Source organism: Bacteroides sp. 224 (assembly GCF_010500995.1).
Lineage (GTDB): Bacteria > Bacteroidota > Bacteroidia > Bacteroidales > Bacteroidaceae > Bacteroides.
Map to the genome: position 1 here is coordinate 1 of NZ_QVMK01000018.1, position 12,030 is coordinate 12,030.

Genomic DNA, 12,030 nt, shown 5'->3' on the forward strand with positions numbered 1-12,030 from the left:
CTTAATGCTTTCAAAATCAAATTCTTCTTTCATAAAAAAAACTGTGTTAGTAAAGTTAATAATTTATTCTTTACTGACACAGTTTAAATTACAGTCTCCAAAGACACAGAGTTTATATTCTTTCTCTGTGTCTTTGTGACTCTGTGTTCAAATAAAAAAAATCTGCCAAAACCTTAAAGTGCTCTGGCAGATCCTTCTTATACATTATTCAACTATTTATTTCTCCAACAATTCCTTTAGGAAATCGTCAAGTTCTTTATCCAATCCTTTCAATAGCTCCTCATTTACCAACATCATATCATCATCAATAATGAGTAGTTCGGCGATGGTTTCTTTTTCTTCATCTACCAAAACAAAAGAATAAGGTTGCAGAATGGATGGCTTATCGAAGATACATTTCTCTTTCATCCTGTTCAGGATAGAAGTGAATACTCGTTCCATATCTTTAAAGAAGTCGGAACCATTGTAATCTATCCATTCTTTGATTATGCAGTTAGCCAATACCTCGTCTTCATCATTAAAAATGACTAATTCGCCGGCACTTTGGTTGGCCTGCAAATAAATATCAGTGACAATAGACCGCTCGCATCCACACGGAAAATTGTCCATAGCTTTTTGAATGGTTGATTCAATGAGTGATTGCGATTGTTGACTTAGTTTCATAGATCCTCCCTTGTTATTTGTTTCAAAGGTATAAAAAAAACAATTATCTATTCTTTATTTTCTGTTTTTTCCTCATTAAAGCGACCCATTTGTATCTCTAAATAGCTGTTTGCTTTGTTTCTTTTGTTTAATTGTCCGCCATAATACCTGTACATAACCTGGTTGGATGTTGTACTGTGCTGGTTTATTGCAGGAACATATCTATGATCTATAATCTCGGCTGCCAGTTCTATTGCTTCCTTCAGCCATTTCTGTGCTTCCGGAATGCTATCGCTCATTTCATGGTATAATGCGATGTTGAAAGCAGCGAACATCCTCTTTTTATTCTTCTTCTTGCTGTTTTTGTCATAAAGTTGTTTCCAGCGGGCGTATGCTTTATCCCATTCTTCGTGCTTTACCATGATGGCAGCATCGCGCAGGTATGAGTTTCCTCCCGAATAATAGAAGCGGGCACCCTTCGTCCAATGCGGCAGAAGATACTTAATGGGAATGGACCCGGCATATTCGGAAGCCTCTTTAATGATTTCCTCATCGGTTATTTTCAGCGTACTAAGGCGTGAGTGGTTAACGCCGGAGTCTTCCCAGAAAATGCTGTCCGATTTGCTGACCTGTACCAACGGTAGTGTGCGCTGTGGAATATACAGTGTGAGCAAAGGCTGAATCTTGGCATCGATGGTGCCCCAATAGCCACCTTGTGCTGCTGCACTGATAACTCTTGAGATTTTTATTTGTAGATTCTCTAAAGCAATGAGCATGTCAACCCCAAGGTCTTTGGTTAACTCCTGAACTTCTCTTTTTGAGAGTGTTTCTTCTCTGGGAATTCTATCATTAGCGCGCAAGGCCGAGTCGCAGATGATTACAACATCGAAATAGTTTTGTTCAGCGAGAGCTTCGGCAAAACTTTCTGTGGCAATTACCGGGTCGCCGTTATGGAAAGTAACCCTACGTGCGTTTTCATACCTTCTGAGGATTGTGTCTTTAGATACAATGCGATGATTATCCGGTGTATTACTCATATTATTAACTATCCCTACCTTTTTGATTTGGGCGGGAAAGTTTACATCGGCAGGAAGCAGATAATCAATAGACATTTGTTCCAGTGAGTAGCAGGAACTTAATGCAATAAGGCATGATGATATCATGCAGATGGTGAACAGCTTCTTCATAGCTTGTGGCTTTAGTTTTGGACAAAAATAAAAAAAATCCCGAATAAAAGACAATTATCCGGGATCCTTTTTTATGTAGTGGTGTATTATACTTTACCGTGACAGTTTTTGAACTTCTTACCGCTACCACAAGGGCAAGGGTCATTGCGTCCTACTGTCTTCTCTGCACGTATAGGTTCACGTTTTACTTCGCGGGTATCTTGTTGGGCAGCAGCCTGTTGATTAGGATCATTCAGGTCTTGTTTGCTCTCGCGATACTTGCTCATGTCTGAGCGTTGTTCGGGGGCAGCCTGACGAACCTGGCTTGGCTCCTGGATAGGAATTTGTCCGCGCATTAAGATAGCAATGGTTTGGTTGTTCAGCTTGTTAACCATTGTATCGAACAGCGTTACCGATTCGAGCTTGTAAATCAACAGCGGATCTTTTTGCTCATAGCTGGCATTCTGTACGGAGTGTTTCAGGTCGTCCAGTTCGCGCAGGTTCTCTTTCCAACACTCGTCGATTACGTGTAATAAGATAGACTTTTGGAAGGCTTTGATTACCGCTCTACATTCGGTGTCGTATGCTTCTTTCAGGTTGCAAGAGATGTTATATACACGTTTACCATCTGTAATAGGAATCATGATGTTTTCGTACATGTGTCCTTGGTTCTCGTATACTTGTTTAATAACAGGGTAAGCTACCTGAGCCAACTTATCGGTTTTGCGCTTAAAGTTTTCCATGGCAATATCGAATGCTTTCTCTGCCAGATTCTCTTTCTTTTCGCTGCGGAATTCTTCTTCATCGAATGGAGCATCCATAGCTAAGGTTTGCAGCATGTCGATTTTGCATCCTTCGTAATCGTTGTTTTCGATAGATACGGCACACCTGTCCCAAATCATATTGGCGATATCCATACCGATACGTTCACCCATCAATGCGTGGCGACGCTTGGTGTAAACTACGGTACGTTGTTTGTTCATTACGTCGTCATACTCAAGCAAACGTTTACGAATACCGAAGTTGTTTTCTTCCACCTTCTTCTGGGCACGTTCGATAGAGTTGGAGATCATTTTGTGCTCAATCATCTCACCTTCTTTGAATCCGAGTCTGTCCATTACGGAAGCAATACGATCGGAAGAGAAAAGACGCATCAAATCATCTTCCAAAGAAACGAAGAATATAGAAGAACCCGGGTCACCCTGACGACCGGCACGACCACGCAACTGGCGGTCTACGCGGCGAGACTCATGACGCTCTGTACCGATGATGGCCAAACCGCCTGCATCTTTCACTTCCTGACTCAACTTGATGTCGGTACCACGACCCGCCATGTTGGTAGCGATGGTAACAATACCTTTCATACCGGCTTGAGCTACGATGTCGGCTTCTTTCTGGTGCAACTTGGCATTCAATACGTTGTGTTCTATCTTACGCATAGCCAGCATCTTACCCAGCATCTCCGAGATTTCTACCGAGGTGGTACCTACCAGTACGGGGCGTCCGGCTTGTACCAGGCGTTCAATCTCTTCGATAACGGCCTTATATTTCTCGCGTTTGGTTTTGTAAACGCGGTCGTTCATATCAATACGGGAAATTACACGATTGGTAGGAATTACCACTACATCCAGTTTGTAGATATCCCAGAATTCGCCTGCTTCTGTTTCGGCAGTACCCGTCATACCCGATAACTTGTGGTACATACGGAAGTAGTTCTGCAAGGTGATGGTGGCAAACGTCTGTGTAGCAGCTTCTATCTTTACGCGCTCTTTAGCCTCGATAGCTTGATGCAGACCATCGGAATAACGACGACCTTCCATAATACGACCGGTTTGCTCGTCTACGATTTTTACCTGTCCGTCGATTACTACATATTCATCATCCTTTTCGAACATGGCATAAGCCTTCAATAACTGATTGATGGTGTGCACACGTTCCGACTTGATGGCGTAGTTAGTCATCAAAGCATCTTTCTCTTCGAGCTTTTGCTCTTCTGTTAAACCTTCTTTTCCTTCGAGGGCAGATAGTTCGGCAGCTATATCGGGCAAAACAAACAGTGTTTGATCTTCGGCGTTTCCGGTAATCATTTCGATACCTTTATCGGTAAGGTCTACGCTGTTTATCTTTTCGTCGATTACGAAGTATAGAGGTTCTGTTACTTCGTGCATACGTTTGTTGTTCTGCTCCATGTAGATTTCCTCTGTTTTGAGCATACCGGCTTTTATACCTTGCTCACTGAGGAATTTGATAAGTGCTTTGCTCTTTGGCAAGGCTTTATGGCTACGATACAGGGCAAGGAAACCTTCTTCCTGTTCTTTCTTATCCGATGAGGCAATTAATCTTTTCGCTTCGGTCAGGTATTTGGTAGCCAGTCCTTTCTGGGCTTCCATTAGTTTTTCTACCAACGGACGGAGCTGTTCGAACAGTTGATCTTCTCCTTTAGGAATCGGACCGGAAATGATAAGCGGTGTACGGGCATCATCAATCAATACGGAGTCAACCTCATCAACGATGGCGTAGTTATGCTGGCGTTGTACTAAATCTTTCGGGCTGATAGCCATGTTATCGCGCAGGTAGTCGAAACCGAATTCATTGTTGGTACCGAATGTAATATCGGCAAGGTATGCTTGGCGACGTGAATCGGAATTAGGTTGATGCTTGTCGACACAATCTACACTCAATCCGTGGAACATGTACAGAGGTCCCATCCATTCGGAGTCACGCTTAGATAGATAATCATTAACAGTTACCACATGAACACCGTTTCCGGTAAGTGCATTCAGGAATACGGGGAGCGTGGCTACCAATGTTTTACCTTCTCCTGTTGCCATTTCGGCAATCTTGCCTTTGTGCAATACAACTCCACCAAACAACTGTACATCATAGTGAATCATGTTCCAGGTAATCTCGGTACCTCCGGCTAACCAGTGGTTTTGGTAGATGGCTTTATCGCCTTCTATGCGAACGAAATCTTTGGTTGCTGCTAAGTTGCGGTCGAAATCGGTAGCGGTAACTACAATCTCGCTGTTCTCTGTAAAGCGGCGAGCTGTATCTTTAACGATAGAGAAGGCCACCGGAAGTACTTCGTCCAATGCCTTTTCGTAGATTTCGAGTATTTCTTTTTCTATCTTATCGATTTGTGCGAATACTTCCTCACGATCTTCTAATTCGATGTTTTCGATTCCTGCCTTAAGTTCGTCTACTTTGGCTTGTTCTTTTGCAGCCGAATTGCGGATATATTCCTGTAGTTCTTTTGTCTTGGCACGCAGTGCGTCATTATCCAGCTTTTCTATTTCGGGGTAAGCAGCTTTAATCTTGTTTACCCAGGGCTGAATCTCTTTCATATCTCGCGCGGCTTTGTTTCCAAAGAGTTTGCCTATAAATTCGTTGAATCCCATTATATATTTAATTTATTATATTTTAAAAATAAGTTTAGAACACAGACGTACAAAGTCTTTTCTTGTATTAATTCTCTGTGTCTTTGCGTCTCTGTGTTCTATTTAGATGTTTCACGCAAATCTGTCAGAGGAGTAGCTCTCGATGCATTCGGTGCACGTATCCTCATGAAGTAAGCCAGTGTAGGTGCTATGTGATCTACGTTGGTAGGCTCGTGAATAATCTCGGGCTTTACGTGACTTCCCATAAATACCAATGGCATGGGAGTATGCGTATTTCGTACTACCTGATTGGTGGTGGAGTTCTCGTCAACGATGGTCCATCCGGGAAGTACGTCGATTACCAAGTCGCCCGAGTGTTTGCGATTAAAACTATTTCTGATTTTATGTATTTCGGGAGTCCAAGCTCCTAATAGCAATCTGTGGGCGGAGTACACCTCATTCACGCCACTAAATTGAATCAGGAAATCTGCCGATTTATTCTGTATCTCAACAAGATTGAGCTGTTTTTGTTCTATCAGCTTATGGTCCAGATAAATTTGCTGGTTATGATAAGCTTCTACATACTGCCCTTCTCCGTAGGTTGCCATTAAATACATATTGAGCAAGGCAGCGCATCTGTTCAGGTGAAAGTCTCCACCGGGAACGCGATATCTTTTCAGGTCGGGGCTGTCGGAATCAGTATATCCGGTAGATGTAATGAATAACAATACATTACTTAAACCGACTTTAGCATCCAGTAAATCAAGCAGTTTGGCAATGCTCTGGTCTAATCTTATATAAGTGTCTTGTATTTCCAGCGGGTATTCCTGTATGCTTTGCCTGTTGAAGTTGCCTGCGTAATAAGTTACAGACAGAAAATCCGGGATGCGATCTACCCCAATGGAGCTATTTCTAAGGCATTCGTCAACTAATTGGTTGACTTCATCATTCACAAACGGGCTGGTAATGAATCTCTTGAATTTATTCCTTCGGGCATCATCGAATTTATGCTTAAATGCTTCTTTAGCACCTTCGGCAGTAATGTAGGTATAGCTTTCTGTGGGGAGTAAGGGCTCCCAGGTCATTTCTGTTATTCGGAAGTCAACGGCTTTTCTGTCGTTGTATTGACTTACCCACCAGGGAAACTCGCTGTAGTAGGTGCTGCTACACCACTTACCGGTGATGTCGTTAATCCAGAAAGCACCGTCGGCAGCATGTCCGGCACTAATTACGGCGGCATCTCGAAAAGGTGCAATGGCATAAACCAATCCTTTGCCTTGGGTGGCTATTTTAAGTTCGTCGGTAATAGTAGACGTTAAAAGTTTGGCGGCCGAAGAGTATTCGGCAGTATTGTAACCCATAAATTCGGAATCCTCCACACATTCTACGGGGCGCAGGGTAGATGCATCCAGCCATATATTACCAACAATGCCATTTACCGCAGGCGTAGTGCCTGTATAAATGGCAGCTATGGCAGATGATCTGTCAGGGTTTGCAAATTGATGTTGCGCATTGCGAAATACTTTCCCTTCTTTCCAAATTCGCTTAAAACCTTTATCGCCGTATAAAGTAGAAAAGGCTTCTATGTAGTCTGTACGCAATTGGTCTACCGTAATCCCCACTATCAACTTAGGGGATGCAGGAACCGTTTGAGCTTGTAACCCGGTAAAGGTTAGTACAGTAATAATCGAAGTGAGAAGTCCTTTCATCTATTTTTTTTATAAGTCAGAATAAGATTGCTTGCCGAACGTACCAACAAACAAAGTGCCAAAGGTAATACTGCTAAGTTGAAAATTTGCGGAATTGCCCACCAAAGTAGTATAAAGAGTGTTAAAACCAGAGCGTTTATTGTGTGATAGATGCTTCTACGACCCTTTCTCTCTTTTCGCAATACCCAAGGAAGCAAAAGTAGATGCAGGGGATGAAATACAATGATCAGGAAATTAGAGTCTACCGCCGGATGCTCGGAGAAGAACATCAAAAAGAAGATAATAGATCCTGCCAATCCGGCTGCTGTAAAGAGAATCAGGTCGATGCCCCAAAGCGATTTTCTTTTTTTGATGCCATAGATGGTTGCTGCGGCTACAATTATGAAAAGCAGCAGAAACACTCTCATGGGGGTGAAAAACTTCGAAGGTACCTGGTGTTCTTCTTGTTCCAGTAAAACCTGTTTTTCGGATATTAATGCACGACTATCTCCTTTGCTATCAGTGATATGAGCTTCATCGAATATCGTTTCCAGAAGAAAGGGAGCAAACATTTCTTCATAATACTGAATTGGCTGGTCGGCATCTGCCCCAATGCAGAAGTCCATGCCGAATTGTTCCCATTCATAACCTTTGGTATGTCGATGCACAATGCTGCGAAAGGTTCTTCCAATTTTACGGGGTGGATTGTTGTATTTCAACTGCTCTTGCTGCTTGCTGATAACCTGTTCTATTTTATCCCTTGGGCGGGTAGAACAATTGTCGTAGAAAAAGCTATATCGGTAAATCCGGTTCTCGGGGCGATAGTTGTCGATGAGTAAGCGATACAGTTCTTCTTTCTCTTCAAGAGTCAGGTTGAGGGTTTGCTGAATAATTCCTCTGCCGTGAAAAGCATATTCTCTTTTGAAGTCGTCGAAATGATTGATACCCAGTTGATAATCAGTCTCTCCCTTCACAAATCTCCAAATGAAATTGGGGGTCTTAAAGCTGAATATCCCGTAGTTGAATACATAATCAACTCCTTTCCGAAGGTCTTCGTAGCGGATAGCCGTATGCCCGAAAAGAGAATAAATCTCTTCTCCTGCCGTACAGGTAAGCAAGCTCACTCGTATGGAATCGGTTTTTGTTTCTTGCTCTTGCGCCTGGATACCCGAAGCCACGAACAGGAAAAGTAAGACTATTATGTGTTTGATATACGTACTCATTCAATGCCTGATGAAATATTCCAGACAAAGATATAGCTTTTTCCTGGGATGGGCAAATGGGGGCAGAGAGGATTTGTGGCGGATTTTGTAAAGCCGGTAGCAATTGCTCTCAATGCCGGTTGCATTTGTTCTTGGTGCCAGTATCATTTGCTTTTAGTGCCGGTAGTATTTATTTGTAGTTTGAAAATATATTGATTTTAATTTTATTTTTTATTGTTAGTTACTACTACTACAGTAGTATCATTATATATTGTTATAGGGTCGTTATAACGAACGCTATTTGGGGAGTAGTGCTTTTTGTTTAGTTTTTTATTAGGGATGGGTACGCGGAAAAAGCGGAATGAGCGGATGAACGCGGAAGATAGATTTTCGTTCTTAGCGGTGCAAGGAAAAGAATTCCGTGTTCATCCGCTCATTCCGCTCATTCCGTGTATCTATCCCCTTTTACTTTGATTTCACTTTTTTTCAAATCATTGCAATGCAGATATTGAAATGACTTTAGTTGAAATTTACACATCACAAATTAGTGAGAATTGGCGATTTTTATTTAAGTTTGTCGGTCGATATCTGAAAAATAAGTGGATGAATTTAATAATTGATGTAGGTAACAACCGCGTAAAAGCTGCGGTTTTTGAAGGTACTGCCTTGGTGGAGCATGTAAATGAAAAGGGGCACGAATTGTTGTTTTTAGATGATTTATGCGGCAACTTTGCTATCAGCAATGCCATTATAGCCACTACCATTGATCTGTTACCTCACACTGTTGAGCGCTTAAATCAAAAGCTCCCTTTCCTGCTTTGGCTAAACGATAAAACGCCATTGCCAATTATTAATCTTTATGAAACACCGCAAACCTTGGGTCCCGACAGAATAGCTGCTGCCGTAGGAGCCAACGATCAGTATCCGGGGCGTAATATCCTTGTTATTGATGCAGGAACGGCCATCACTTACGAATTTATAGATGCAGAAGGACGATACCAGGGAGGCAACATCTCGCCCGGCATACAAATGCGTTTTAAAGCCCTGAATCAATACACGGGGCGTTTGCCGTTGGTAAATCCCGAAGGGCGTTTGCTGCAGATAGGCAAAGATACCGATACCGCCATTCGGGCAGGGGTCTTAAAAGGAGTTGAATATGAAATACAAGGTTATATAACGTATCTAAACCATAAATATCCTGACCTTTTGGTTTTTTTAACGGGTGGAGATCAATTTTCTTTTGATACAAACGTAAAAAATATCATCTTTGCAGATAGTTTTTTAGTGCTGAAAGGATTAAATAGAATCTTAAACTTCAATAATGGTAAATTATAAACCGATAATAGGGGTGCTTTTGCTCACTATATCAACACTCTTTGCTACTGCTCAGAATAATACAAACTCTCCTTACACGCGGTTTGGTTATGGGGAATTATCTAATCAAAGTTTCGCCAATAGCAGAGGAATGGCAGGCGTAGCTTATGGAATGCGCGATAGATATCATATAAACGCGGTGAATCCGGCGTCTTATACGGCAGTAGACTCGTTGACTTTTCTTTTTGAAGGTGGAGTTTCTATTCAGAATACCAATTTTGTAGATGGAATAACCAAATTGAATGCAGGTAATTCCAGTTTCGATTATGTAGCTATGCAATTCAGGTTGCACCCCCGGTTTGGTATGTCTTTGGGATTATTACCTTACTCCAATGTGGGGTATAGTATGAGCCAAAGCAATGAAGATGCAGAAGGCGTAAAAAACACAGAAAGCTATTATGGCGAAGGAGGATTGCACCAAGCGTATCTGGGTTTAGGGTTTAAAATTCTTAAAAACTTTTCGGTTGGAGCAAATTTTTCCTACTTTTGGGGAGATATAACAAGAACACGACAAGTAGTTATTGACAATGTGACGGATGCTTATCCTTTTCAGGAGGTGAATTATTTGGACGTAAAAGATATTAAACTGGACTTTGGAGCTCAGTACACACATAATTTCGATAAGAAAAGAGAATTGACTTTGGGTGTTGTGTTTTCTCCGAAGCATGATTTGAATAATGATGCTTATTTGGTTAGAACAACAAGCGTTTCAGAAAAAGAAGATACACCGGCTACGTATGAAATCCCCATGTCTTTGGGTGCGGGGCTTTCTTATCGCTACGACAGAAGATTGACTGTAGGGCTGGATTATAACCTTCAAAAATGGGGAAGTGTAACATATATGAATCAGAAGAATGCTTTTTACGATCGTTCAAAAATTGCAGTCGGATTGGAATTCTTGCCTACACTTTATCCTCGCAACTTCTTTTCTGCAATTAAATATAGAGTAGGAGCTTATTATGCTACACCTTATTATAAATTGAAAGATGCAAACGGAGCAGAATTCCGGGCAACTAAAGAGTATGGAGCATCAGCAGGACTTACTTTACCTATACCAAAATCATTATCAAGAGTAAGTTTAGCTGCACAATATGTCAGAATCGACGGACAACGTGGAATGATGAGCGAAAATTGCTTTAGATTATCCATTGGAGTAACATTCAACGAACGTTGGTTCTTTAAACGAAAAGTAGATTAACAAGTCTAACTAATAAATACACACTAATATCACTATTGAAATGAAAATGAAAATGTTTGTCGTTACACTACTTCTTTCGGCCGGAGTAATGACTGCTTTTGCGCAAGACGACGACCAATGTAAAACAAACAGTAGTATATCACACGAAGCTGTTAGAGCCGGAAACTTTAAAGATGCCTATACACCTTGGAAAGCTGTATTGAAAGATTGTCCTACCCTCCGCTATTACACCTATACGGATGGTTTCGCTATCTTGAAAGCTCTTTTAAAAGAATTGAAAAAAGATTCTCCCGAATACAAAGCTTACTTTGAAGAGTTGATGGCAGTACATGATCAGTTGATACAATATCAACCGGAGTTTGCTAAAACGTTAAGAGGTGTTGCTTCGCAAGCCAGACTAACATCGAACAAAGGGATGGATTATATGAATCTTGCTCCCGAAGTAGATGCTAATTTTATCTATGATCTGTTTAAGAAATCGGTAACAGAAGAAAAAGAAAAAGCTTCTGCCGCCGCTCTTTTCTACCTGATGCAAACTTCGTACAACAAACTGCAAGCAGACGAAAACCATAAAGAAGAATTTATTCAGGATTATCTGAATATTACCGAATGGACAGACCAAGCACTTGCTGCTGCTGAAAAAGAAACTCAAAAAACAGCTTACGAAAGAGTAAAGGGTAACCTGGATGCGCTGTTCGTAAACAGTGGAGCTGCCGATTGTGCATCTTTGCAAGGTATTTACGGACCTAAAGTAGAAAGTAATAAAACAGATCTTGTGTACCTTAAAAAGGTAATCATTATCATGAAGAATATGAAGTGTACAGAATCTGAAGCTTACTTCCAAGCATCTACTTATGTGCATGCTATTGAACCTTCTGCCGAATCGGCTGCCGGATGTGCTGCTATGGCATACAAAAAAGGCGATTTAGATACAGCCGTTAAATTCTTCGACCAAGCAGTGAGCCTGGAAACAGATGAAGCCAAAAAAGCAGATATGGCTTACAGAGCAGCAGCTATCTTGTATACTGCCAAGAAGTTCGGACAATCAAGAACGTATGCTCAAAAAGCTCTTAATGCTAATCCTAATTTGGGAGGTGCTTACATCCTGATTGCTACACTGTACGCAAGCAGCCCAAAATGGAGCGATGAACCAGTACTGAACAAATGTACCTATTACCTGATCATTGATAAATTGCAAAAAGCGAAAGCGGTAGATCCGAGTTTGACCGATGAGGCTAACAAGTTGATCAATTCATACTCAGCTCATTTACCTGCTGCTTCTGATTTATTTATGTTGGGTTATAAAGCCGGAGACACCATCACTATTGGTGGATGGATTGGCGAATCAACCAGAATCAGATAAATAGAGATATGTTGCGACGA

The 12,030-nt window shown here is 41.5% G+C and carries 8 protein-coding genes; 3 read left to right on the forward strand and 5 right to left on the reverse strand.

Annotation, left to right across the window (positions count from 1 at the left end):
• Nucleotides 1-216: 216 nt before the first annotated feature.
• The 5 genes from D0T60_RS09830 to D0T60_RS09850 all read right to left on the reverse strand — a co-directional run bounded on the left by D0T60_RS09830 (nucleotide 217) and on the right by D0T60_RS09850 (nucleotide 8,096).
• Entirely contained in the window at nucleotides 217-663 is a 447-nt protein-coding gene (locus D0T60_RS09830; RefSeq protein ID WP_163218010.1) for a hypothetical protein, read from the reverse strand.
• Nucleotides 664-710: 47 nt separating this feature from the next.
• Nucleotides 711-1,829 (reverse strand): DUF6340 family protein, encoded by a 1,119-nt coding sequence (locus D0T60_RS09835; RefSeq protein WP_163218011.1) that lies wholly within the window; start codon nucleotides 1,827-1,829, stop codon nucleotides 711-713.
• An 86-nt stretch (nucleotides 1,830-1,915) separates the two neighbouring features.
• Nucleotides 1,916-5,206, reverse strand: a complete 3,291-nt coding sequence (gene secA / locus D0T60_RS09840; protein ID WP_163218012.1) for a preprotein translocase subunit SecA — start codon at nucleotides 5,204-5,206, stop codon at nucleotides 1,916-1,918.
• Between the two features lie 98 nt (nucleotides 5,207-5,304).
• Nucleotides 5,305-6,894 (reverse strand): alkaline phosphatase family protein, encoded by a 1,590-nt coding sequence (locus tag D0T60_RS09845; protein ID WP_163218013.1) that lies wholly within the window; start codon nucleotides 6,892-6,894, stop codon nucleotides 5,305-5,307.
• On the reverse strand, nucleotides 6,891-8,096 hold the full coding sequence (locus D0T60_RS09850) for a DUF4105 domain-containing protein (RefSeq protein WP_163218014.1): 1,206 nt from the start codon (nucleotides 8,094-8,096) through the stop codon (nucleotides 6,891-6,893). Before D0T60_RS09850 ends, D0T60_RS09845 begins: the two co-directional genes overlap by 4 nt.
• Before the next feature lie 582 nt (nucleotides 8,097-8,678).
• Between D0T60_RS09850 and D0T60_RS09855 the strand changes: the two genes are divergently transcribed.
• From D0T60_RS09855 to D0T60_RS09865, 3 genes are read left to right on the forward strand one after another with little or no spacing between them, the layout of a single operon-like run.
• Nucleotides 8,679-9,410 carry a type III pantothenate kinase gene (locus D0T60_RS09855; RefSeq protein ID WP_163218015.1) on the forward strand — a complete coding sequence of 244 codons (732 nt, stop codon included), beginning with the start codon at nucleotides 8,679-8,681 and terminating at the stop codon, nucleotides 9,408-9,410.
• Entirely contained in the window at nucleotides 9,397-10,647 is a 1,251-nt protein-coding gene (locus D0T60_RS09860; RefSeq protein WP_163218016.1) for a porin family protein, read from the forward strand. Before D0T60_RS09855 ends, D0T60_RS09860 begins: the two co-directional genes overlap by 14 nt.
• Before the next feature lie 40 nt (nucleotides 10,648-10,687).
• Nucleotides 10,688-12,010 (forward strand): lipopolysaccharide assembly protein LapB, encoded by a 1,323-nt coding sequence (locus D0T60_RS09865; RefSeq protein WP_163218017.1) that lies wholly within the window; start codon nucleotides 10,688-10,690, stop codon nucleotides 12,008-12,010.
• Nucleotides 12,011-12,030: the final 20 nt, after the last annotated feature.